Here is a 22720-nt window from a genome sequence, read left to right as displayed (position 1 = left end):
TTCCATGAGCCAGACCGTAACCCCAGGGCAATTGCAACAGTGGCTGTTCGACGGGCAGGAAATCGCCCTGTTTGATGTGCGCGAACACGGCCAGTATGGCGAGGCCCATCTGTTTTTCGGGGTCAATCTGCCCTACAGCCGACTGGAACTGGAGGCTCGGCGGCTGGCGCCGAACCTTCAGGTGCGGCTGGTGATCTATGACCAGAGTGGCGGCGATGTCGCCACGCGTTCTGCCCAGCGTCTTCAGGCGTTGGGGTATGAGCGCGTGCACGTTCTCGAGGGTGGCGCCGATGGCTGGCAGGCTGCCGGTTATCAGCTGTTTGCCGGCGTGCATGTGCCGTCCAAGGCGTTCGGCGAATTGGTGGAAGAGGCCAGCCACACGCCGCATGTCACCGCGCAGCAGTTGGCCGAATGGCAAGGCCGTGGCGAGCCGCTGGTGGTGCTGGACGGCCGGCCGTTCGATGAATACCGCAAGATGACCATTCCCGGTTCCGTGTGCTGCCCGAACGGTGAGCTGGGCTATCGCATCCACGATCTGGTGCCGGATGACATCACGCCAATCGTGGTCAATTGCGCCGGCCGGACCCGCAGCATTATCGGCGCGCAAACGCTGATCAACCTGGGCTTGAAGAATCCGGTCTACGCGTTGGAGAACGGTACTCAGGGCTGGTACCTCGAAGATTTTCAGCTGGAACACGGCAGCAGCCGTCGTTATGCCGATGCGGTATCCATTGCGCCATTGGCGGCGCAACGCCTGGCCGCCGCCCGACTGGCGGAACGGGCCGGGGTGAAAACGGTTACGGCAGCACAGGTCGAGCAGTGGGCCGAAGAGGTTGGGCGCAGTCTGTTTCTGTGCGACGTGCGCACTGCCGAGGAGTTTGCCGCTGGCAGTCTGACCGGTGCACAACACACGCCGGGCGGGCAGTTGATTCAATCCACCGATCTGTACGTCGGTGTGCGTCAGGCGCGGTTGGTGCTGATTGACAGTGATGGCGTGCGCGCGCCGATTGTCGCGAGCTGGCTGCGCCAGTTGGGGCATGAGGCGTATGTGCTTGAGGGGGGCGTGAGCAGCGATCTGGCATTGCCCGAGGCGGAAGTTGCCGCCCATGAGGCGTTGCCATTGATCTCGGTGCAGGCACTGTCCGACGCGTTGAAGGACGACGCCGTCGCGCTGATCGATTTGCGCCCGAGCATGACCTTTCGCAAGGGCTACATCGCTGGCTCTCGCTGGTCGATCCGCTCACTGTTGGCGGCACACGTAGCGGGCGAGCAGCGTCCTCTGGTGCTGCTGGCCGATGATCCGCGGCTGGCGGCGTTCGCTGCGCAGGAATTGCCCGAAGCCCAGCGCGTGCAACTGCGACTGCTGGACGGCGGACTCGCTGCCTGGCGTGCCGCCGGTTTCACCGTGCAGGAAAGCCCGGACACACCGGCCAATGAACAATGCATCGATTTCCTGTTCTTCACCCATGATCGGCACTCCGGCAACAAAGATGCGGCGCGGCAGTATCTGGCCTGGGAAATCGGCTTGCTGGCGCAAATGAGTGACGATGAGGTCGCCAGTCTCAAACCGCTGCAACCTCAAGCTACCGAGGATTTGCGGGTGCGCACACGCCTGGTCCATTCGGCACGCACGGAGCAGGGCAGTGGCGGTCGTTCGGTCAACGTGCCGGTCACACGTCTGAGCACGGTACTGTTCGACAACCTCGCGCAAATGCGTGACGCCCGTGCCCGCCGTGACACCGAGCGGGTGTTGAGTTACGGCGCGCGCGGCAATCCAACCGCGTTCGCCCTCGAAGATCTGGTCACCGAACTGGAAGGCGGTTATCGTACGCGACTGTTCGGCACCGGGCTGGCGGCGGTCGCGCAGACGTTTCTGGCCTACCTGCGCCCCGGCGATCATGTGCTGATCACCGATGCGGTGTACGCACCGGTGCGGCGTCTGGCCCGGGAATTTCTTGAACCGTTCGGCATCCAGGTAAGCTACTTCGTCCCCGACGGCAGCGACTTGCAGGCGCAACTGCAAGCCAACACCCAAATGGTCTACACCGAAGTCCCGGGCTCCTTGCTGTACGAACTCTGCGACTTGCCGGCCATCGCCGCCCTGTGCAAACCGCGAGGCATTCTGCTGGCCGTCGACAACACCTGGGGCTCGGGTTACCTGTACCGACCGCTGACCCTCGGCGCAGACATCTCGATCATGGCGCTGACCAAATACCTGTGCGGCCACAGCGATGTGGTCATGGGCAGCGTCTGCGTCCGCGAAGATGCCTGGCAACCGCTGGCATCCATGAGCGACACCTTTGGCGTCACCGTCAGCCCGGATGACGCTTATCTGGTATTGCGCGGCGCACGAACCCTGGCACCGAGACTGGAGGTGCATGAGCGCCAGGCGCTGGAAATCGCCCATTGGCTGCAAGCGCAACCGCAGGTGAAACGGGTCTTCCATCCAGCCTTGCCCGACCACCCTGGCCACACCTTGTGGCAACGGGACTTCAAGGGCAGCAACGGCTTGTTGTCCTTTGAACTGAACGAGGCGGACGCCGCTTATGTCGAGCGCTTCATCGATGCGTTGCAGTTGTTCGGATTGGGCGCGTCTTGGGGCGGTTTCGAAAGTCTGATCACCGTGGCCGACACCCAGGATCGCCAGAGTGCGGCGGACCGTTCATTGAATCCGGTGCTGCGCTTGCACATCGGGCTGGAGGATGTCGAGGCGTTGATTGAGGATCTGCAACGTGGTTTCGCTGCGATATCATGAAGACTCAGCGCACGGCTGAGTCTTCAGCACAGCGCCGGATCATCGGCCACCGGAAAGAACCGAATCATGCAAGACCGTACCTATCAACTGCTGGAAGTCGCCAACGGCAAACCGATCAAGCTCTGGACCGAAGGCGTTCCGGTAGAAAACGAAGCCAGGCAGCAATTGATCAACACCGCGAAGATGCCGTTCATCTTCAAGCACTTGGCGGTGATGCCCGACGTGCACCTGGGCAAGGGCTCGACCATCGGCAGTGTGATTCCTACCGTGGGCGCGATCATCCCCGCCGCCGTCGGGGTGGATATTGGCTGCGGCATGATCGCCGCGTGCACGTCGCTGACCGCCGCTGATTTGCCGGACAACCTACATGGCTTGCGTTGCGCGATAGAGAAAGCGGTGCCCCATGGGCGCACCGTTGGTCGTGGGGTGCGGGACAAAGGTGCCTGGGACAGCGTTCCGAAACAGGCCGATCATGCCTGGTCTGCCTTGAACCCACGGTTCAAGGCGATTACCGACAAGTACCCGAAACTCGCCAGCACCAACAATCGAGGGCACTTGGGCACGTTGGGCAGCGGCAACCACTTCATTGAGGTGTGCCTGGATGAGGCCAATCGGGTCTGGTTCATGCTGCACAGCGGCTCACGCGGGGTTGGCAACGCCATTGGCTGCTTGTTCATTCAACTGGCCCAGGCCGACATGCGCCAGCACATCGCCAATTTGCCGGACCGTGACCTGGCTTACTTCGAAGAAGGCAGCCGGCATTTTGATGATTACGTTGAAGCCGTCGGTTGGGCCCAGGATTTCGCCAGGCAGAACCGTGCGTTGATGATGCAATCGGTGATTCAGGCGGCACGGAAAGTGATCGGCAAGCCGTTCGACGTCGCCCTGGAGGCGGTGAACTGCCACCACAACTACGTGCAGAAAGAGCGGCATTTTGGTCAGGAAATCCTGGTCACCCGCAAAGGCGCGGTGTCGGCGCAGAAGGGGGAGCTGGGGATCATTCCGGGATCGATGGGCGCGAAAAGCTTCATCGTTCGCGGGCTCGGCAACGAGCAATCGTTCTGCTCCTGTAGCCACGGTGCTGGCCGCACCATGAGCCGTACCAAAGCGAAAAGCCTGTTCACCGTCGAAGATCAGATCCGCGCCACCGCCCACGTCGAGTGCCGCAAGGATGCGGCGGTGATCGATGAAATACCGATGGCCTACAAAGACATCGACCGCGTGATGCACGCCCAACGCGAACTGGTGGAAGTGCTGCATACCTTGCGTCAGGTGGTGTGCGTGAAGGGTTAAGCGCAATGCAAAGATCGCCGCCTCGTTTCACTCGACAGCTCCTACTGGGGATACGCATTCCAATGTAGGAGCTGTCGAGTGAAACGAGGCGGCGATGTTTTGATCTACCGATACTTGATCACGATCCCTTTGAGTTTGCGCCCCTCAATGGTTCTTACATCGCGAGCCCATAGCGGCCCGTTGACATAAGCGCCCATCGGTTGGATATGGTCGTAGACCACCACCACGGCATCGCCACCGAGCTTGGCTGACTCGTCCCGAAGTTTTCCTTCTACCTGGGTGATCGGGGGGGCGGGATCAACGCTGGCATCGATCAGCACTTCACCCAATCGAATGTGCGGGCGAAGGGGTTCGGTACGCAACACCACGACTTCACTGGCCAGCGTCGGCGCGGGATGCTCGACACCCACATAAGCAGTGGTCTGGGCATCGACCGTGGCGCAACCACTCAACGCCAGCAGGGTTCCGGCGAGCGCTGTCGCCAGCAGCGATATTTTCAAACGGGTGGACCAGGGCGCGTCGTGGGCGGGCATGGTGGGTTTCCTCCGAAGGTTCTGCTGCGAGGCGGGGTGGCCTGTTGACGGTAGCAGACGGTCCGGGAGTGTCCAGAACGCCCAGCCTTTTCAGGTTGGGCGTTTGCTTGCCGGTAAAGTCACTGATCCTTTTCGCAATTGACCATCCACGACACACCAAACCGGTCGACCAGCATCCCGAAACGCGCGGCCCAGAAGGTCGCTTCCAGTGGCATTTGCACGTTGCCGTCTTCCGCCAATGCGTTGAAGACCCGTTCCGCCTCGGCAATGCTGTCGACGTTCAGCGAGACCGAACAACCGGCCATGTCATCCGTGGGGCGATCAGGTGTGGTGTCCGACCCCATGATCGCCTGATCGCCCACCGACAGGCGGGTATGAATGATCAGGTTGTGCAGGTCCGCCGCAAAGTGCTCGCGCGCCGGGCTTTCACCGAAGGTCATCATGACGTCGAGCTGGCCTTGAAGGGCCTGGGCATAGAAAGTGAACGCGGCTTTGCAGTCGCCGTTGAAGATGAGGTAGGGATTGATTTTCATTGTTTGCTCCCGTTGCCAACAGACGGAGGTGGGTTTTCCTGTAGGAGCGAGCCTGCTCGCGATGGTTTCCAGAACGCCGCGTTTATCCAGACTGCACGCTCCTACAACGGCATTAGCAAAGCCTTAGAGGTGGTGATTGGCAAAAATCGTTTAGATGTTTTTTCTATTGAAACGGTGCGGGTTATCGCTCAATCCACGACCACCGGGACATCGTCTTCGCCCAGGCAGACCGTCAACTGTTGACCGGCCTTGTTGAAGGCGCAGTTCGGTAACGATTGTTGCTTGAAAATGGCCATGGGCACGCCGACAAACAAGATGAGCAGCATGGTCGCCAAGGCCATTCGCCCTGACATTGCCGAGCGTGACGGCGATGTTTTTGAGGCGCGGCTTTTGATCCTCGAGCGGGCATACAGGCCGCTGCACAGCAGCACTGCGCCGATCAGCATGGCCACGCCGATCTCCTGTCGGCTGGTACTCAAAATCATTTGGTCGGCGTTTGCCGGATAGTTGAGTTGCCACCAGGTGCCAATGCCCACGGGCAAAAGTCCGGCGCTGATCCAGCCGTAGATTGATCCGGGCAAACGACACACCACGGCAAGCAACAGGCCGACGCTGGCAGCGCCCCAGCCCATCAGATAAAGCTGGGTTGCCATGCCTCCCCCCATAAAAGTGCCGCCGACATCGATGGGCGTTATCAGCAACCAGTCAAAGGCGGCGATGTGCAGCGTCAGTACGAAGACGGCGATACAGCTCAGGGGGTAGTAGAGCCATGACCAGAGGGAGCGGGGGCGGGATAACACACGAAGTCCTTTTTGTGTTTGAGGGCGCGCCATTATGCGGCGTGGGTTTACGCTTTGCATCGGTGGCTCGCTCGATCCACTGAAACCAGTCCGGTTTCTCAGGCCGCTGCGCGTGGCACCGAGGGCCGCAGCAAACGCTCAATGGCCCCAGCCACGAGGTTTTCCAACAGTTCATTACGCTCAGGCTCATCCAGCAGATGATGCGCCAGCCAGCAGGGCGCGCTGTTCAGCAGATTGGCGATGGCATGTCCGGCGGCCTGTTGCGCCTGTTCACTGAGGCGGGGTTTGGTCCCGAGCATCAGCAGCAATGTGCGTTCGTACTGTTCGCGCAACTGCCGAACGCGCGCCTGCTGTTCGTCATTCAGGCAGCCGCTGTCGCGTTCCACCAGACGAAAATGCCAGGGCATTTCCTGATGCAGATTCAAATGCGCGCGGATCAGGCTGTTGAGCCTGTCGCGCTTGGCCGGAGACTTTTGCTCGATGCGCCCCAGGGTTGCCAACAGCTCTTCGTAGAACTCCTCGATCAGGTCGAGCAGCAAGTGCTGTTTGCTGGGGTAATGGTGATACAACGAACCCGGGGAAAGCCCCAGACACGTCGCGAGCTCACGCATGCCGACCTGACCGAAACCTTTGCTGGCAAACAGCTCCAGCACCTTGTCGCGGTACTCGGCGAAACGTGAGCAACGCTCAGGCATAGGCATGGAAGCCACGCCCCGTCTTGCGTCCCAGATAACCGGCGGCAACCATTTCCTTGAGCAGTGGCGCCGGGCGGTATTTGCTGTCGTTGAAACCGTCGTAGAAGGCTTCAAGAATCGCCAGCACGGTGTCCAGGCCGATCAGGTCGGCCAGTGCCAGCGGGCCGATGGGCTGGTTGCAACCCAGGCGCATCCCGGCGTCGATGTCTTCGGCGCTGGCCAGGCCTTCCTGAAACACCAGGATCGCTTCGTTGATCATCGGCACCAGAATCCGGTTGACCACAAAGCCCGGACGGTTGCCGGCGGTGATCGCGGTTTTGCCCAGGGTGGTTGCCATGTCCAGCGCCAGGGCGTGGGTTGCATCGCTGGTTTGCAGGCCGCGAATCACTTCGATCAGGCCCATCACCGGCACCGGATTGAAGAAGTGCAGACCGATGAAGCGCTCAGGCTGGCTGACGCTGGCGGCAAGTTGGGTAATCGACAGCGACGACGTATTGGAGGCGATCACACACTCGGCGCTGACCTGTGCGGCGATTTGTTGCAGCACGCGCAGTTTCAGGTCGAGGTTTTCGGTGGCGGCTTCGATCACCAGTTGCACGTTGTGCAAGCTGCTGTAGTCGGTGCTGGTGCGGATCTTGTCGAGGGCGGCGAGCTTTTGAGCTTCTGTCAGCGTGTCCTTGGCAACTTGCCGGTCGAGGTTTTTGCCGACGGTCGCAACAGCCTTTTGCAGGGCGCTCTCGGAGATATCGATCAAGGTCACGTTGAACCCTGCCTGGGCGCAGACTTGTGCAATGCCGTTGCCCATGGTGCCTGCGCCGATCACGCCAATGTTTTGCAGATTCATGTACACGTCCTTCCGGTCAAACCCTGCGATACCTTGGCCGCCACAGCGGCCGAAGGCGTACTATTGGCCGCGAGTCTAGAACCGGCGGGGCGGTTGTCCTATGCCGGAACTGTTCAACGGTGCTGGTGTTTTTTGCCATTCGGGTGATGGGGAGCGAAGCGTTCAGATGCGGGAAAAGGATTCGGTGGCCGCCTACTTCGTGCAGGCGATGATCCATGGGCTGGGGGACAATCCGCAGCGGCGGCGGGCTGCTCTGGAACAGGCAGGTATCGATCCGGCGTTGATCGAACAGCCCGTGTCTCGGGTGCCGGCCAGTGAGTTTGCTGCACTCTGGTTGATCCAGATCCGCGAGCTCGATGACGAGTTCTTCCGGCTCGACTCCCACGGCATGCCGCCGGGCAGCTTCGCCCTGATTTGCCGGGCCCTGATTCAGGAACCCGACCTGCACAAAGCCATGCGCCAGTGCCTGAACAACTTTGCCCTGTTCCTTCGCGATTTTCGCGGCACGCTGACGGTGCGCGGCAAACGTGCGGTCATCAGCCTGGATACCTGCGCGAAAAACGATGATGTTGCGCGTTTTGGCGAAGAAACTTTTCTGGTGCTGATGATCAGCCTGATGTGCTGGCTGGGTGGTCGGCGCATCCCCATCGACCGCGCGGACTTCCGCCATAAGCGCGTGTCCCTCAGCGATGACCGTTTGCTCTGGGGGCCGAACCTGACCTTCGGCGCCGAGCGCACCGAAATCGAATTCGCCAGCCACTACCTGCGCTTGCCTGTGGTCCAGGACCTGGCTTCGCTGAAAGTGTTTCTGCGCACCGCGCCGCAATGGCTGGTGATTCGCTTCCGCAACCAGCATGGGCTCGCGTCGCAAGTCCACCAGCGCTTGCGCAACAGTCACTACAGCCAATGGCCGACCTTGCAGGCCTTTGCTTTGGAACAACATCTGAGCCCCAGCACCTTTCGCCGCAAGCTGGAGCGGGAAGGGTGTTCGTATCAGGAAATCAAGGACGAGGTGCGGCGCGGGGTTGCGTTTGAGCAATTGCGGCAGAGCAAGGCCAGCATCGGTGACATTGCCGAACAGTTGGGGTTTCAGGAGCCGAGTGCATTTCACCGGGCGTTCAAGAAGTGGACGGGGGAGAGTCCGGGGCGTTATCGAGCGCGGTTTTTGGAGCACGTAACGTCGGATCTGGATTGAGTTTTTGTCCAGTTTTTCCTTGTTGAATGTAGGAGGGTTTTTCGCTTGTAGTCCCGCCTGTAGTCCCGAAATCTCTTGTGACTACCGCACTTCAGCAGTGGATGACACAGGCTGTAGAGGTGCTGTATCTATTTGCTCCGGGTCGAATTTTTCAATGGATTGGAAATGGCATGGATAGCTTGGTCAAGGAAGTCATTCCGCTACTGCAGTATTTGCTCCCGGGGTTTTTAGCAACCTGGATCTTTTACTCGCTCACGGCGTTCAAGCGACCCGATACCTTTGGGCAGATAGTCCAGGCGTTGATTTTCACGTTTGTGATTCAGTCGCTGGTAGTCGGTTTGGAGGGGGTGTTGCTATTGACGGGAGAGCGGTTTTTCTCAGTCGGCGTGTGGGACAAGAAATCGGAGGCTTTATGGTCAGCAGTTATTGCGGTGGTGATGGGGGTTCTTTCGTGCCACATCGCGAACAGCGACAAGCTTCATGCGTTACTCAGGAAGCTGAAAGTCACCACCAAAAATTCGTTCCCCAGCGAGTGGTACAGTGCTTTTTTATCGAGACAGGGATTCGTAATACTGCATTTGATCGGAGGGAAGCGTCTGTTTGGTTGGCCAAGCGAATGGCCATCGGAGCCTGCAAACGGACAGTTTGTTCTCGAGTTTCCTCGCTGGATTGATAACCACGACAATCCGTTGCCTGTCAGGGCCAAGGTTATTGTTATTGATGCTTCAAAAGTACAGTGGGTCGAGTTCGCAAAAACAATAGGGTGATCAAATGACGTGCAAGATGCCGACCGTAATGCCGCCTGAACTGAGGCGGTTAATGGAAGAATGGGAAAATGGTGGTCCTCCTCCCCCCGGGCTGGTGATTCCAATCGGGCCTCCACCTTCAAGAAGAGAAGTCGAGAGACCGCGCAAGCGCAACCGATAAACATGCCAGCGGCCCTTTCCCGCGTCACCTCATTGCTCGATCAGGCCAGACGCGCCTTGCTCCTTGTCTGGGCTACTTCTCGCGGGTTGTTTCTGGGCCTGGTGCTGGCGACCCTGATCGCAGGCGTACTCCCGGCATTGGCTGCCTGGCTTGGCCAACGCATCGTCGACGCGGTGGTTTTCGCCATGCAACTGCACGCGCAGCAGGGCAGTGCGCCGTTGTGGCCGGTGGTGCGTTACGTGCTGTTTGAAGCCGGTGTGCTCGCATTGCTGTCCGGGACCCAACGGGCGCTGTCGGTTCAACAATCGCTGTTGCGAGTGCAGTTGGGGCAGAAGGTCAACACGATGATTCTGGAGAAAGCCCAGACGTTGTCGCTGGTGCAGTTCGAGAATTCCGAGTTCTACGACAAGCTGGTGCGGGTCCGGCGCGAGGCGTCGACCCGGCCGTTGGCGCTGGTGATGAAGTCGCTGGGGCTGATCCAGAACCTGATCGTGCTGATCAGTTTTGGCGTGTTGCTGGTGCATTTTTCGCCGTGGGCGCTGGTGTTGTTGGTGGTGGGTGCGTTGCCGGTATTTTTTGCCGAAGCACATTTTTCCGGGGACGCCTTCAGGCTGTTTACCCGTCGTGCGCCGGAGAGTCGGCAACAGAACTATATCGAGACGCTGCTCTCCCACGAGGGCTACATCAAAGAGGTCAAGCTGTTCGGCTTCGCGCCACTGCTGTTGAAGCGTTATCGCGATACGTTCGCGCGTCTTTACGCTGAAGACCGTCGGCTGACCCTGCGCCGCGATGGCTGGGGTTTTGTTCTGGGATTACTGGGTACGGGGGCGTTTTATCTGGCCTACGCGTGGGTGGTGGTCGACACCGTCCACGGCAGCATCACCCTTGGCCAGATGACCATGTACCTGGTGCTGTTCAAGCAGGGGCAGACGGCAGTGAGCAGCAGCTTGAGCGCCATCAGTGGTCTTTACGAAGACGGACTGTATCTGTCCAGCCTCTATGAATACCTGGCTGAGCCCGTGGTGGCCGACTCCGGCAGCCTGACCGTAGGCGCGCTGCCCGGCGATGGTCTGCGTTTCGAAAACGTCGGGTTCAGCTATCCGGGCGCGAGCCGCGCGGCGCTGGAGGGCATCGATCTGCACCTCGTGCCGGGGCACAGCGTGGCGCTGGTGGGGGAGAACGGTTCGGGCAAGACCACGCTGATCAAGCTGCTGACCCGCCTGTACCGTCCTGATCAGGGGCGCATCCTACTGGACGGCAGTGACTTGCAGGCTTGGGACGAAGATGCGCTGCGCCGGCGTATAGGCGTGATTTTTCAGGACTATATTCGCTACCAGTTCTCCGTGGGCGAGAACATCGGTGTCGGCGACACCCTGGCGTTCAGCGATGAGCAGCGTTGGCAAGCCGCTGCCGCCGAGGGCATGGCCGCGCCTTTCATTGAGCGTCTGGATCGCGGCTATGCGACGCAATTGGGCCGCTGGTTCGCCGGCGGCCAGGAACTGTCCGGCGGGCAATGGCAGAAGATTGCCTTGTCCCGTGCCTACATGCGCCGTGACGCCGATATCCTGATTCTGGATGAGCCGACCTCAGCCCTCGATCCGGCGGCGGAAGCGGCGGTGTTCGAGCATTTCAGCGAGCACACCGAAGGCCGCATGACGCTGTTGATTTCCCATCGTTTTTCCAGCGTGCGTAATGCCGACCACATCATCGTGCTGGATCAGGGTGCAATCCTTGAGCGCGGCGATCACGCCAGTCTGGTGGCCGCCGGAGGGCGTTACGCGCAATTGTTCAACTTGCAGGCGCGAGGTTATCGCTAAACGTCAGGAGTCCTGAGAACCGCGAGCCAGTGCCGGCCCGGCCATCTGCGGCGGTTTTGCTTTCATCAGGCCCTCAAGTGCCTGGCGATACTGGGTGCCGCCCAGGCTCATGCTGTTGTTGTGCGTGCCGCCCGGCACCAACAACAGGCGCTTGGGTTCGCTGGCGGCGTTGAACAACTGCTGGCTGAAGCGCGAAGGCATGAATGTATCGGCCAAGCCATGCACGACCAGCAGCGGCATGTCGATGTCGACGATCTTGTCGATGGAATCGAATTTCTGCGACAGCAGCCAGCGCACCGGCAGCCATTTCACCGGCAGGTTACTTTCAGCCACTTGGGCCACGGCATCGCCCAGTGACGTGAACGTGGACTCGATCACCAGACCGCGCACCGGGACGGCGACATGGTTCTTTTTCGCCTGTGCGGCCAGGTCTGACGCGAGGTCGATGGCTACCGCACCGCCGAGGGAATGGCCGTAGATCAGGCGCTTGCTGGCGTCCGGTTGCATCGTTGTGAAGCGTTCCCAGGCGGCTCGCGCGTCTTCATACACACTGGCTTCCGACGGCAGATCGCCTTTGCTCTGACCAAACCCGCGGTAGTCGATCGCCAGGACGGAATAGCCCATGGCGCGCAATTGTTCGATGCGAAACGCCTGGCCGGTGAGGTTCCAGCGCACACCGTGCAAATAGAGGATCGAAGGCGCATCACGACGAGCCGCCGGCCACCACCAGGCATGCAGGTTTTGCCCATCCTTGAAACTGGCGGGCTGGATGTCGAATTCTTGAACGTCCTTCGGCAAACCGCGATACCAGCCCGCCGTTCCCGGCTCGATACGGAACAGCAGCTCGCGCTCGGTGTGCTCAAGCACGCCGCAACTCACCGGCAGGCCGACAATCAGCGCGGCCATGCACAGCAAGGGCAGCCAGCGTCGGCGCAGACGTGTGAGCGGGGAGGAGGGCATCGGATGGTCCGTCGGTAAAAAACTGAAGTCCGGTTTTTAACAGAAGCGTGTCGGCGGAGGGAACATTTTCGACAGCCGTTCACCAACCCTCCTTGTAGGAGCAAGCTTGCTCGCGATGACGGTGGCACATTAAGCAATGCTGTCGACTGACACACCGCTATCGCGAGCAAGCTTGCTCCTACAGAGGGGGCGCCACAATTGCAGATCAATCCACCCGCAACACAATCTTGCCAATGTGCTCGCCACCTTCCATCCGCGCATGCGCCTGTGCCGCCTCGGCCAACGGATAAACCTTGTCGATCATCGGCAGGCAACGCCCGGCAGCGAGCACCGGCCACACGTATTCACGCAACTGCTCGGCAATCGAGGCCTTTTCTTCCACGGTGCGTGGGCGCAGCAACGAGCCCGTCACGATGGCGCGTTTGCTCATGATCGCCAACAGGTCGACGTCCTTGGCGTGGGCGCCGCCGAGAAAGCCCAGCATCACCAGTCGACCTTCCATGCCCAGCGCCGCGATGTTCGAATTCAGGTACGAGCCGCCCATGATATCGAGGATGACATTGACGCCTTTGCCAGCGGTTTTTTCCTGGATGACCTGGGCGAAATCCTGATCGCGATAGTTGATCGCTTCGGCGCCCAACGTACGGATCGCCGCGCACTTTTCCTCACTGCCCGCCGTGGCGAAGGCCTTGACGCCGAATTCGCGACACAGCATCAAGGCGGTCGTGCCGATGCCGCTGGTGCCGCCATGGATCAATGCGCGCTGACCTTTGGCAGCGCCGCCCATGTCAAACAGGTTGGCCCACACGGTGAAGAAGGTTTCCGGGACCGCCGCCGCGTGCACCCAGTCCATGCCTTGAGGAATCGGCAGCGTCTGGCCGGCCGGCGCGACGCAGTATTGTGCGTAACCGCCGCCGTTGGTCAGTGCGCAGACGTTGTCGCCGACGATAAATTCGCTGACACCTTTACCGACCGCCACCACTTCACCGGCCACTTCCAGGCCCGGAATCGGGCTCATGCCGGGTTTCATCGGGTACTTGCCGGCACGTTGAATCACGTCGGGGCGATTGACCCCGGCAGCGTGTACGCGAATCAGCACTTCGCCCGGCCCCGGGGTTGGTACTGACGCCTGGCGTGGCTTTAATACCTGCGGGCCGCCGGGTTCGGTGATTTCGATCAGGGTCATGGTGTGGGGCAGATTCATGTGAGTGTCCTGTCTGGAAATGTTCAGTAAGTGGGACCACATCAAGCCGTCGGTGACTCAGCTCAATACAGGTTGCCGCCGGTCGCGACGATTCAGCAAGCGCATGCCTTGCTCCAGCAGCAGGGCTATGACAATGGCGCCCGCTGCAAGGATGAACAACAGCGCATGATGCCCGCCGCTGGCGTTGAACAACGCCGAATACGCAAACCCGGCAATCGCCTGGAACGTGGCGAACGACACGGTGGCGCGACTCCAGGCAATCTGCTGTTGATGATGGTTCGGGATCAGTTCGTGAACCCGGGCCAATGCCAGTGGCACGATGCCTGGTGGGAACGAGCCGAGGATCACCGCGAGCAAGGCCAGCGCGGTGAAAGCACTTGAAATCGACAGTAAACCGACCGCAACTGCCTGCACCACCAGCACCAGGCGAATGCTCAGCCGTGCGCCCAGTTTGTCAGCCAGAAAACCGTAACTCACCGGCCCGATAATCGCGCCGAGGCCGTACATCACCCAGATAAGAGCGCCAATGTGCGCGCCAGCCCCGAGCCCGCGGGCAACGTAATCCACCAGAAACACCATGGCGGGCACGAGCCCGGCAGCCATGAACGCGTATTGGGCGAACAGCAGGTAAACGTTCGGGTCAGTCGGCATCGTCGAGGGTTCAGCGGACGGTGCCGCGGTGGCCGCGTGCGTGGCTGACGGCCAACCGAACCAACTGGCGACGGTCAGCACCAATGCCAGCGCGCCGAGACCGAACCAGGTGTTCTGCAAACCCAGGCTTAACAGCGGCGGCACAATCGTCCCGGAGCCGGCGATACCCAAACCGATGCCCAGGAAAATCGCACCACTGGCCAGCCCTCGGCGGGACGCCGGCACATGCGGCAGCACGGTCGCGGCCACCAACACCATGATCGCGCCGCCAGCGACGCCCGACAGCAAGCGCCAGCCGAAGAACCAGCTCACCGACAACGGAAAGCCACACGCGAAAAACGACAGCGTCACCGCCAGCATCATCAGGCGCAGGGCGCTTTTGTTGGAGGTCCGACGGGCCAGCGGATGGCCGATCAGCGCGCCAATCAGGTAACCCACCAGATTGGCGGCGCCGAGGTACACCACGTCGCTGGCGGAAAACCAGTGCGCCTGGATCAATGAGGGAATCAACGGCGTGTAGGCGAACCGCGCCAGGCCGATGCTGACAAGGCTGGCGCAGAGGCCGGCGAAAATCGGCAGCCAGATCGCGCTGCGCGGGGTGGTTGATGTGCTGGGCATGGGAGCCGTCCTCCAGGTTTATCTATGGTGCCCAGCTTATCCAGATTCATTGATGCAATAACGCAGCAATTTTGCGTTATGGTGATGCGTATATGCAGCAGTGGAGAAACCTATGAATTGGGATGACGCCAGGGTGTTTTTGGCCGTATGCCGGGAATCGACGTTACGTGGCGCGGCGCGGGTGCTGGGGGTCGATCAGGCCACCGTCGGGAGGCGGATCACAGCACTGGAGAAGTCCTTGAGTGCGACGCTGTTTCTGCGCACTTCGGAGGGATACGCGCTGACAGCCGTCGGTGAAGCGGCGTTGAAAGCCGTGGAGAAAATGGAGCACTCCGCACTGGAGATGCAGCGCCAGATTCAAGGGCTCGACGACCGGCTGACCGGTATCGTTCGGGTCAGCACCACGGACTCCATGGCCATCGACTTCCTGATCCCGGCGATTGCCCGCTTGCATGCACAGCACCCCGACGTGCGCGTGCAACTGGACGCTTCGACGCAGATTCTGAGCCTGTCGAAACGCGAAGCCGACATCGCCGTGCGCAACACCCGGCCAGACAACCCGGACCTGATCGCCCGGCGCATCGCGCGTTGGCCGGTGGGCCTGTTTGCCTCCCGGGAGTATGTGGACACCCACGGTGTGCCGGCACCGGGTTCGGCGTTCGAGGGGCATGATCTGGTGGTGTATCAGCCGTATTTGCAGAACAACAAAGACATCACGCTGGTCTCGGAACCGTTGGGGCGCGGGCGCATCGTTTCGAGCCTGAGCTCCAGTCTGCTGGTGCGCCGGGCGATTGCCGCGGGCATCGGGCTGGGGGAAATTCCGGTGTACATGGGGGAGCGCGACGGGCTGGTCAGGCTATGGCCGGAACGCACACGACCGGTGCCGTATGACATATGGCTGGTGACGCACGAGGACTTGCGGCATACCGCGAGGGTGCGGGTGGTGATCGATGAGATTGTGGCGGGGTTTGCGGGGACAGGGGAGTGACGGCTGAAAGATCGCCACCTCGCTGCGCTCGATAGCTCCTACAGGGATTTGCGTGTACCTGTAGGAGCTGTCGAGCGCAGCGAGGTGGCGATTACTTCACACCGGATTACGGCATTTCAGGCAATTCCTGAGGACGCAGGTCAAACACCAGCACTTCGGCATCCACGCCGTTGCTCAGGGTCAGCAACTGTTCATCGCGAACCCGCACGCCATCGCCTTCCTGCAATTGCAGGCCGTTGAGTTCGACGCTGCCGCGCGCCACATGCACGTAGGCATAACGATTGGCGGCCAGTTCCAGCGTGGCACTTTCCTTGCCATCGATCAGGCCGGCATACACCCGCGCATCCTGGCGCACCTTCAGCGAACCGTTTTTCCCCTCGGGGGAGATGATCAGTTGCAGACGCCCGCGTTTCTTCTGTGTATTGAAATGCTCTTGCTGATAGCGCGGTTTGGCGCCGCTGACGTCCGGCACGATCCAGATTTGCAGGAAGTGCACGCCACGGGTCGCCGAGTGGTTGTACTCGCTGTGTGCCACGCCGCTGCCGGCACTCATCAGTTGCACGTCACCGGGGCGGATCACCGAACCGGTGCCCAGGGTGTCCTTGTGTTCCAGGGCACCTTCAAGCACGTAGGAGAAAATCTCCATGTCACGGTGCGGGTGCTGGCCAAAGCCTTTGCCGGCCGCGACGCGGTCATCGTTGATCACCAGCAGGTCGGAAAAACCCTGCTCTTTCGGGTTGCGGTAGTTGGCGAAGGAAAAGGTATGGAACGACTTCAACCAACCATGATTGGCCAAGCCGCGATCGGAAGCTTTGCGAAGGGTCAGCATGATGAAATCTCCTGTGGGGACGTTGATTCGTCCGAGTGAGGAGAAGGTTAATGTTTATCCTGTGGTGCAATAAGTAGATGGAAATTGAAATACTGTCTCATGTAGGTTGACAATAATAAGCAGACTGATCCCCCCGCACTTGGCCATAATGCACAGCACAGTCTTCATGCCGTACACGTAACCCTGTAGGAGCCGGCTTGCTGGCGATAGCGTCCGTTCAGACAATAATCATGTCGACTGACCCACCGCTATCGCCAGCAAGCCGGCTCCTACAGGGGGTACATGTTTGGCCAGTATTCTTTTTTGATTTCAGTGATTTTGAACCCATGAAAACCGTGGCAATGGTGCTGTTCCCTGATTTTCTCCTGCTCGACATGGCCGGGCCCATGGAGGTGTTTTCCATCGCCAATCGTTATCTGGAACCGGCCGAGCGTTACGTGTTGTCGACCATCGGCACCGAGCACGGCGCGTTGCGTGCCTCCAATGGTGTCAGCGTGCAGGCCGATGTGCATATCGATCAGGCGGATCAGGCGTATGACCTGTTGCTGGTGCCGGGCGGCCCCGGGGCCTACAACGAAAAACACCCGCCGTTGCTCGGCTGGCTCAAAGGTGCGGTTAAGCGGGCCGGACGTTATGGCTCGATCTGCACAGGCGCATTCGTGCTTGGGCATGCCGGTCTGATTGACGGCTACCGTGTCACCACCCACTGGCATTACACCGAACGGCTGATCAAGGGGTTCCCGAAGGCGACGGTGGAGACCGATCAGATCTTTGTTCAGGACCGCAACCTGATCACCTCCGGTGGCGTCACCGCCGGCATTGACCTGGCGCTCGCGGTGGTTGCCGAAGACCATGGCAAGAAAGTCGCCCAGGACGTGGCCAAGGTGTTGCTGGTGGTGATGAAACGTCAGGGCGGCCAGGCGCAATTCAGTCCGTTGATGGCGACGGTGGCCCCTCACGAAACGCCGGTGACGCGCGTGCAGAACTATGTGCTCGACCACCTCGACGAAGCCTTCAGCATCGAGCGCATGGCCGGCCTGGCCACCATGAGTCCACGTCATTTCGCCAGGGTGTTCGCCCGGGAAGTGAACATGACGCCGATGGAATTTCTCCAGAGCGCACGTATCGACTGTGCGAGAAATCTGTTGGAAACCAGTGACTTGCCGCTCAAGACCGTGGCTTTCAAAAGTGGTTTCGGCAGTGTGCGGCACATGCGGTTTCTGTTCAGTGAAAAACTCGGGTTGACCCCGTCCCAGTACCGCGAACAGTTCAGCTAGTGCCTTTTTGTCCGTTTTGCGCACCGTGATGACCGTGACGCTCCCATCGTGGTCGTTGTTCCGTCACCGAGGCCTGCGAAGATACCCGTGAACTCTTTGTAATGGAGGCGCGAGCCTGGCGCGCAATGGAAATGACAATCCGTTGAGCCGCTTAGGGTTTGCGCACGTGGACCTGCATGAACAGCGTCAGTGATTTGAACAACGAAGCGGTGCTGCGATTCGGCCCTTATGCGTTTCACCTGCGGCAACGGCTGATCCTCGATGGGGACCGGTCGCTGCGCATGGGCGGGCGGGCCCTGGATATCTTGCAGGTGCTGGTCCAGCGTGCGGGCAACGTGGTCAGCAAGGACGAGCTCATCGCACTCGTCTGGCCGACTTCGGTGGTCGAGGAGATCAACCTGCGCGTGCACATCGCCGCGCTGCGTCGCGCATTGGGCGACGGGCAGGACGGGCAGCGCTACATCGTCAACATTCCCCAGCGCGGTTATAGCTTTATCGCGCCCGTGCAGCGGGTGCCGGCGAGTACGCTGGCCTCGATCGAAACCGTTCAGAAACCTCAACACAACCTGCCCGCGCGCCTGTCGCCGGTGATCGGGCGCGATTCGCTGGTCGGCAGTCTGGTCCGCCAGTTACCGGTTCGGCGCCTCATGACCCTGACCGGTCCCGGCGGCATCGGCAAGACCACCGTGGCGTTGCGGGTGGCCGAACTGCTCTTGCAGCATTACCAGGATGGGGTCTGGCTGGTGGATCTGGCGGTGATCGATGACCCTGCGCAGGTGGTCGATCATCTGACCCGGGCGCTTGAGCTGGGCGTCGGAACCACCCTGGAGACATGGGCGCAACGTCATGCGTTATTGGTGCTCGACAACTGCGAGCACCTGCTCGAACGCTGCCGGACACTGGTCGAGGACCTGCTGATGGCGGCGCCACGCCTGTCGATCCTGGTGACCAGTCGCGAGCCGCTCCAGGCGCAGGGGGAAACGGTCCAGCGTTTGCCGCCACTGGCGGTGCCTCCGGCTTCGGCGTTGCACAGTGTGGCTGAAGCGATGGGCTATTCGGCGGTGCAACTGTTCGTCAGCCGTGCCCGTGCTCGTCAGCAAGGCTTTGTGCTGCGCGAACAAGACCTCAAGGTCGTGCGCGAAATCTGTCGCCGGCTCGATGGTCTGCCCCTGGCCATCGAACTGGCGGCGGCGCAGATTGATGCGTTGGCGCTGGTGGGCCTGCAAGCTCAACTGGACAACTGTTTTCAGCTGCTGACCCAGGGCCGGCGCACCGCCGTGCCCCGGCATCAAACCTTGAAAGCGGCGCTGGACTGGAGCTATGAGCAACTGAGCCCGCTGGAGCAAACCGTGTTGCAGCGTCTGTCGGTGTTCAAGATGGCCTTTACGCTGGATACCGCCATTGGCGTGATCAGTTGCGCGGCATTGCTGCCTGCCCGCTTGATTGAAGGGGTGGAAAGTCTGGCGCTCAAATCGTTGCTATCGCTGGAGCAGGGCGGCGGACTGGCCCGCTACCGTTTCCTCAACACCACCCGCACCTACGCCCTGGAGAAACTCGAGGGCAGCGGTGAATTGCGCACCGTTGAAATGCGTTACGCCCGCTACATCAGCCGGGCGCGGTGGGTATCAAGCGGGCACGTGGCGCTGCAACTCGTCGAGTAAACGGCGGACTTTCGTCAGGTCCGGCGTGGCAAAACCTTCGGTGAACCGGTTGTAGATCGGTGCCAGCAGCGTATGGGCTTGCCGGTGCCGGCCCTGACGCTGCCAAAGCTGTGCCAGTGAGGTAGCGCTGCGCAGTTCCCAGGCCAGGGCGCCCTGATGGTTGGCGACGTTCAAGGCCCTGATCAGCAAGGCCTCGGCCGCGTCGGTGTTCAACGGGCACTCTTGCGCCAGAAGCGCCTCAGCCCTGGCTCGCAGGATCTCCGCCGTGTTCCAGCCCGCCATGCCGGTATCTGCCCGTTGTGACAAGTCGTCATCGACGAAACCGGTGTCCAGCGTCACCATGATGTCCTTGATCAACCCCTCGCCCGGCAGAAGGGAGGAGCGCAGCTCGGTGTGGTCGATCACCTGTGCGTAGTGCATGGCCCAGGTGTAGAACAGCAGCACCGAGTGCTTTTGCGCTTGTTCCAGCAGCAGTCGCAAGAGTTCGCGCGCGGTGCGGGTGTCGCCGTTGTAGTGGGCGATCAGGCAACCGGCCAGCGCCAGGGTGTAGCAGATGGACGTGCCATGGTTGATCTGCATCGCGATGTCCAGCGCTTGCCGGGCGGTGCGCCACGCCTGTTCCGGCCGGCCTTGCAGCCAGAGGATACGCGCCAGAATGGTCAGGGCGGCGACGCTCTGGTCGTACTGCACGCCAAAACCGTGGGTGAAGCGGTTGAGGTGGCCGCTCTGGGCCATGCGCTGCAGCACCTCTTCGGCATTCACCCGCGCCTGTTCCTGATTCCCGGCAAAGTGCAGCGCCAGCACCCGCAAACGGTGGGTGCTGAGGGACAACACTTCATCGCCGTGCAGCCCCAACCGGTCGAACTGCTGGCTCTGCTCCAGGGCCATTTGATAGTTGGCACAGCAGAGGTTGACCGCCATGTGCCCGGACACCGCACGTAACTGACCGGCCACGTCGTTGCAGTGCCTGGCCAGCGTTCTGGCGCTGACGAAGGCCTCGACGGTTTCCGCCGTGCCGCCCTGGGTGTGGTAGCAGGCGCTGCCGAGGGCCAGTTTGAGGGCCATTTTCAGCCGGGGGCAGGGCTCGGGTGCGGCATCCAGCAGGGCCAGCGCCTTGCGCACATACACGCCGTGCTCCTTGAGCAGCGACATTTCCTGCCAGAGCGGCGTCGATGTCGCGGTCAGGCGGATCGCCAACGTCTGCGGCCCTTGTGCGTCCAAGCCCCAATCGAGGGCTGCGCGAATATCTTCCAGACTGCGTGCATAACGCTCGATCCACGTCGCCGTCGCGATCAGCTCCCAGTCCTGCTGAGCCTGATGCATCAAGGCCAGGCAACGCTCGGCGTGGCGTTCGCGGGTGCCCGGCAGGTCGGCGGCCTGGTCGAGTTTTTCCAGGGCGTAGCTGCGCGTAGTGTCGAGCAGGCGGTAGAACACTTCTTCGTCGCCGACCTCGACGTTCAGCAGCGACTTGGCCACCAGTTGTGTGATCGAGCCAAACACCTCACAGGGTTCGATATGTTCGCCGACGATCACTGCCGCTGCCGATTCCAGGGTGAAGCCGCCTCTGAACACGCTCAGTCGGCGCAGGCAGGTTTGCTCACAGGCACTCAGCAGTTCGAAACTCCAGTCCAGCGTGGCGCGCAAGGTTTGATGGCGACCCAAGGTGGTCTGGCAGCCTTGGGTGAGCAGGCGAAAACTGCCTTGCAGTTGCGTGAGCAAGCCGCCCACGCCGAGGCCGCCGACTTGCGCCGCCGCCAGTTCAATCGCCAGGGGAATACCGTCCAGGCGCCGGCAGATTTCAATCGCCAGCGGCAGCTCGTCATCGCTCAGTTCAAAACTGTCGTGGCTGGCCATCGCCCGTTCGACAAACAACTGCAAGGCCGAAAAGCTCAGGGCCTGCGCGCGGTCGAGCACGGCAATGGGCGGCGGGCAGTCCAGTGACTCAAGACGCTGAACGAACTCGCCTTCGGCCCGCAGGCTCTCGCGGCTGGTGGTCAGGATGTGCACGTCGGGCGCGGCGCGCAAGATGCTTTCGCTCAACACGGCGATGGCGTCGAGCAGGTGTTCGCAGTTGTCGATCACCAGCAGCATCTGCCGGTCGCGCAAAAATGCGGGGAGGCCGCTCATCGGGTCGGTGTCATGCAACGACAGTTCAAGCAGCGTCGCCAGATGCGCGCTGATCATCGATGGATCGTTGATCGGTGCCAGGTCCAGCAGACGAATGCCATCGCGGTAGCGCCCGATCAATTGTTCGGCAACGCGCAGGGCCACGGTGGTTTTGCCGATGCCGCCGGGACCTATCAGCGTAATGAAGCGCTGGCGTGACAACTGGACCACCAGGCTGTCGACGAGGGACTGGCGACCGATCATGCGCGTGCGCCGCACGGGCAGGTTGTGGCCGTTCGGTGCGGGGGCTTCATTCGCCGGATGTTGCTCGATGTGCTCCAAAGAGAACGGCGCGACAAAGCTGTAGCCGCGCTGGGCCACGGTGATGATGTAGCGCTGGCCGTTCTGGCCGTCGCCGAGGGCTTTGCGCAACGCCGCCATGTGCACCCGCAGGTTGATGTCTTCGACAACGCTTTTGGGCCAGACCCCGGCGATCAGTTCCTGTTTGCTGACCACATTTCCGGCGTGTTCCAGAAGGATCAACAGAATATCCATGGCACGCCGACCCAGGCGCAGGGGCTGGTCGGCCTCCATCACCAGGCGTTGTCCGGGATAGATCCGGTAAGGGCCGAAATGGATGGCCTGTTCGGGGGAAAGGGTCAACGGGTCACTCCTGCTTGCAGCCGTCTGGTACGCGGTTACCGAGCATATTCGTCAGGTTTGTTCATTCGCGCAATGCGCTGGCCAACTGACTGCCGGGTGTTCACTTGGACTGCCGGTTTGCGATCCTCCCTGTTTTTTGCGTTTTTGCTGGGCGTGGCGCTCGTGTAGAAGGCGCCGGGGCTTTTGGCGCACCAGGGAAAATTAACAACGTTTAACTCGTCCTGCGTCCGGTCTACGCCCAAAACTCCAGCACCGCAACTGCTCAAACTGTAGGAGCCGGCTTGCTGGCGATTGCGGTATTTCAGCCGAAGTTGTCGGCGATGGGTACATCGCAATCGCCAGCAAGCCGGCTCCTACAGGGGGGCCGTGTT

General features: G+C 61.0%; 18 protein-coding genes. 8 read left to right on the top strand and 10 right to left on the bottom strand.

Annotated features, from left to right (window positions below; translation table 11 throughout):
- Positions 1-4 precede the first annotated feature (4 nt).
- Both metC and KGB24_RS03240 read left to right on the top strand, forming a co-directional pair.
- A complete protein-coding gene (gene metC, locus KGB24_RS03245; protein WP_223413854.1) occupies positions 5-2755 on the top strand; it encodes a cystathionine beta-lyase in 2751 nt (916 codons plus the stop codon).
- Positions 2756-2821: 66 nt separating this feature from the next.
- Positions 2822-4048: an RtcB family protein gene (locus KGB24_RS03240; protein WP_207286374.1), complete on the top strand. Its 1227-nt coding sequence runs from the start codon at positions 2822-2824 to the stop codon at positions 4046-4048.
- A 104-nt stretch (positions 4049-4152) separates the two neighbouring features.
- Here KGB24_RS03240 and KGB24_RS03235 read toward each other — a convergent pair whose 3' ends face one another.
- The 5 genes from KGB24_RS03235 to KGB24_RS03215 form a co-directional block, all read right to left on the bottom strand.
- Positions 4153-4581, bottom strand: coding sequence for a hypothetical protein (locus KGB24_RS03235; RefSeq protein ID WP_207286373.1), 429 nt, complete (start codon positions 4579-4581; stop codon positions 4153-4155).
- Positions 4582-4700: 119 nt separating this feature from the next.
- Complete coding sequence (locus tag KGB24_RS03230; RefSeq protein ID WP_192226533.1) at positions 4701-5114, bottom strand: VOC family protein; 414 nt, start codon at positions 5112-5114, stop codon at positions 4701-4703.
- 188 nt (positions 5115-5302) lie between these two features.
- Entirely contained in the window at positions 5303-5974 is a 672-nt protein-coding gene (locus KGB24_RS03225; protein ID WP_223413855.1) for a hypothetical protein, read from the bottom strand.
- Between the two features lie 38 nt (positions 5975-6012).
- Entirely contained in the window at positions 6013-6615 is a 603-nt protein-coding gene (locus tag KGB24_RS03220) for a TetR/AcrR family transcriptional regulator (RefSeq protein WP_008032848.1), read from the bottom strand.
- The gene (locus KGB24_RS03215) at positions 6602-7453 is read right to left on the bottom strand and encodes a 3-hydroxybutyryl-CoA dehydrogenase (RefSeq protein WP_008032849.1); all 852 of its coding nucleotides are present in this window, start codon (positions 7451-7453) and stop codon (positions 6602-6604) included. Before KGB24_RS03215 ends, KGB24_RS03220 begins: the two co-directional genes overlap by 14 nt.
- Before the next feature lie 166 nt (positions 7454-7619).
- Here KGB24_RS03215 and KGB24_RS03210 point away from each other — a divergent pair, with 166 nt between their 5' ends.
- The 3 genes from KGB24_RS03210 (at position 7620) to KGB24_RS03200 (ending at position 11392) form a co-directional block, all read left to right on the top strand.
- Positions 7620-8648 carry an AraC family transcriptional regulator gene (locus KGB24_RS03210; RefSeq protein WP_008032853.1) on the top strand — a complete coding sequence of 343 codons (1029 nt, stop codon included), beginning with the start codon at positions 7620-7622 and terminating at the stop codon, positions 8646-8648.
- A 170-nt stretch (positions 8649-8818) separates the two neighbouring features.
- The gene (locus KGB24_RS03205; RefSeq protein WP_008032855.1) at positions 8819-9415 is read left to right on the top strand and encodes a DUF6338 family protein; all 597 of its coding nucleotides are present in this window, start codon (positions 8819-8821) and stop codon (positions 9413-9415) included.
- 162 nt (positions 9416-9577) lie between these two features.
- Positions 9578-11392, top strand: coding sequence for an ABC transporter ATP-binding protein (locus KGB24_RS03200; RefSeq protein WP_223413856.1), 1815 nt, complete (start codon positions 9578-9580; stop codon positions 11390-11392).
- Between the two features lie 3 nt (positions 11393-11395).
- Here the strand turns inward: KGB24_RS03200 and KGB24_RS03195 are convergent, their stop codons facing one another.
- The 3 genes from KGB24_RS03195 to KGB24_RS03185 form a co-directional block, all read right to left on the bottom strand.
- Positions 11396-12352 carry an alpha/beta hydrolase gene (locus KGB24_RS03195; protein WP_223413857.1) on the bottom strand — a complete coding sequence of 319 codons (957 nt, stop codon included), beginning with the start codon at positions 12350-12352 and terminating at the stop codon, positions 11396-11398.
- Between the two features lie 205 nt (positions 12353-12557).
- Entirely contained in the window at positions 12558-13556 is a 999-nt protein-coding gene (locus KGB24_RS03190; RefSeq protein ID WP_223413859.1) for an NAD(P)H-quinone oxidoreductase, read from the bottom strand.
- Positions 13557-13613: 57 nt separating this feature from the next.
- On the bottom strand, positions 13614-14825 hold the full coding sequence (locus KGB24_RS03185; RefSeq protein WP_223413861.1) for a YbfB/YjiJ family MFS transporter: 1212 nt from the start codon (positions 14823-14825) through the stop codon (positions 13614-13616).
- Positions 14826-14937: 112 nt separating this feature from the next.
- On the opposite strand from KGB24_RS03185, the gene KGB24_RS03180 reads away from it, so the two are divergent.
- Positions 14938-15813, top strand: coding sequence for a LysR family transcriptional regulator (locus tag KGB24_RS03180; RefSeq protein ID WP_223413862.1), 876 nt, complete (start codon positions 14938-14940; stop codon positions 15811-15813).
- A gap of 106 nt (positions 15814-15919) precedes the next feature.
- On the opposite strand, the gene KGB24_RS03175 is transcribed toward KGB24_RS03180, so the two are convergent.
- Positions 15920-16642 carry a pirin family protein gene (locus KGB24_RS03175; RefSeq protein ID WP_008032862.1) on the bottom strand — a complete coding sequence of 241 codons (723 nt, stop codon included), beginning with the start codon at positions 16640-16642 and terminating at the stop codon, positions 15920-15922.
- A 326-nt stretch (positions 16643-16968) separates the two neighbouring features.
- Here KGB24_RS03175 and KGB24_RS03170 point away from each other — a divergent pair, with 326 nt between their 5' ends.
- The gene (locus KGB24_RS03170) at positions 16969-17919 is read left to right on the top strand and encodes a GlxA family transcriptional regulator (protein ID WP_008032863.1); all 951 of its coding nucleotides are present in this window, start codon (positions 16969-16971) and stop codon (positions 17917-17919) included.
- A gap of 176 nt (positions 17920-18095) precedes the next feature.
- Complete coding sequence (locus tag KGB24_RS03165) at positions 18096-19580, top strand: ATP-binding protein (RefSeq protein WP_223413891.1); 1485 nt, start codon at positions 18096-18098, stop codon at positions 19578-19580.
- Here the strand turns inward: KGB24_RS03165 and KGB24_RS03160 are convergent.
- Complete coding sequence (locus KGB24_RS03160) at positions 19545-22349, bottom strand: ATP-binding protein (RefSeq protein ID WP_223413890.1); 2805 nt, start codon at positions 22347-22349, stop codon at positions 19545-19547. The two genes, KGB24_RS03165 and KGB24_RS03160, sit on opposite strands and share 36 nt — an antisense overlap.
- Positions 22350-22720: the final 371 nt, after the last annotated feature.

This window comes from Pseudomonas sp. BF-RE-25 (assembly GCF_019956105.1).
In the GTDB taxonomy this organism is placed as follows: domain Bacteria; phylum Pseudomonadota; class Gammaproteobacteria; order Pseudomonadales; family Pseudomonadaceae; genus Aquipseudomonas; species Aquipseudomonas migulae.
Note: the sequence above shows the minus strand (reverse complement) of the source record. Positions and strands in the feature narration are given on the sequence as shown.

What these genes read in the sequence shown, in the direction of transcription:
- KGB24_RS03175 (WP_008032862.1), bottom strand. Translation starts at nt 16,642, where the DNA reads ATGCTGACCCTTCGCAAAGCTTCCGATCGCGGCTTGGCCAATCATGGT.
- KGB24_RS03235 (WP_207286373.1), bottom strand. Translation starts at nt 4,581, where the DNA reads ATGCCCGCCCACGACGCGCCCTGGTCCACCCGTTTGAAAATATCGCTG.
- KGB24_RS03185 (WP_223413861.1), bottom strand. Translation starts at nt 14,825, where the DNA reads ATGCCCAGCACATCAACCACCCCGCGCAGCGCGATCTGGCTGCCGATT.
- KGB24_RS03180 (WP_223413862.1), top strand. Translation starts at nt 14,938, where the DNA reads ATGAATTGGGATGACGCCAGGGTGTTTTTGGCCGTATGCCGGGAATCG.
- KGB24_RS03195 (WP_223413857.1), bottom strand. Translation starts at nt 12,352, where the DNA reads ATGCCCTCCTCCCCGCTCACACGTCTGCGCCGACGCTGGCTGCCCTTG.
- KGB24_RS03205 (WP_008032855.1), top strand. Translation starts at nt 8,819, where the DNA reads ATGGATAGCTTGGTCAAGGAAGTCATTCCGCTACTGCAGTATTTGCTC.
- KGB24_RS03200 (WP_223413856.1), top strand. Translation starts at nt 9,578, where the DNA reads ATGCCAGCGGCCCTTTCCCGCGTCACCTCATTGCTCGATCAGGCCAGA.
- KGB24_RS03225 (WP_223413855.1), bottom strand. Translation starts at nt 5,974, where the DNA reads ATGCAAAGCGTAAACCCACGCCGCATAATGGCGCGCCCTCAAACACAA.
- KGB24_RS03165 (WP_223413891.1), top strand. Translation starts at nt 18,096, where the DNA reads ATGAACAGCGTCAGTGATTTGAACAACGAAGCGGTGCTGCGATTCGGC.
- KGB24_RS03170 (WP_008032863.1), top strand. Translation starts at nt 16,969, where the DNA reads ATGAAAACCGTGGCAATGGTGCTGTTCCCTGATTTTCTCCTGCTCGAC.
- KGB24_RS03215 (WP_008032849.1), bottom strand. Translation starts at nt 7,453, where the DNA reads ATGAATCTGCAAAACATTGGCGTGATCGGCGCAGGCACCATGGGCAAC.
- KGB24_RS03210 (WP_008032853.1), top strand. Translation starts at nt 7,620, where the DNA reads ATGCGGGAAAAGGATTCGGTGGCCGCCTACTTCGTGCAGGCGATGATC.
- KGB24_RS03240 (WP_207286374.1), top strand. Translation starts at nt 2,822, where the DNA reads ATGCAAGACCGTACCTATCAACTGCTGGAAGTCGCCAACGGCAAACCG.
- KGB24_RS03230 (WP_192226533.1), bottom strand. Translation starts at nt 5,114, where the DNA reads ATGAAAATCAATCCCTACCTCATCTTCAACGGCGACTGCAAAGCCGCG.
- KGB24_RS03190 (WP_223413859.1), bottom strand. Translation starts at nt 13,556, where the DNA reads ATGAATCTGCCCCACACCATGACCCTGATCGAAATCACCGAACCCGGC.
- KGB24_RS03220 (WP_008032848.1), bottom strand. Translation starts at nt 6,615, where the DNA reads ATGCCTATGCCTGAGCGTTGCTCACGTTTCGCCGAGTACCGCGACAAG.
- metC (WP_223413854.1), top strand. Translation starts at nt 5, where the DNA reads ATGAGCCAGACCGTAACCCCAGGGCAATTGCAACAGTGGCTGTTCGAC.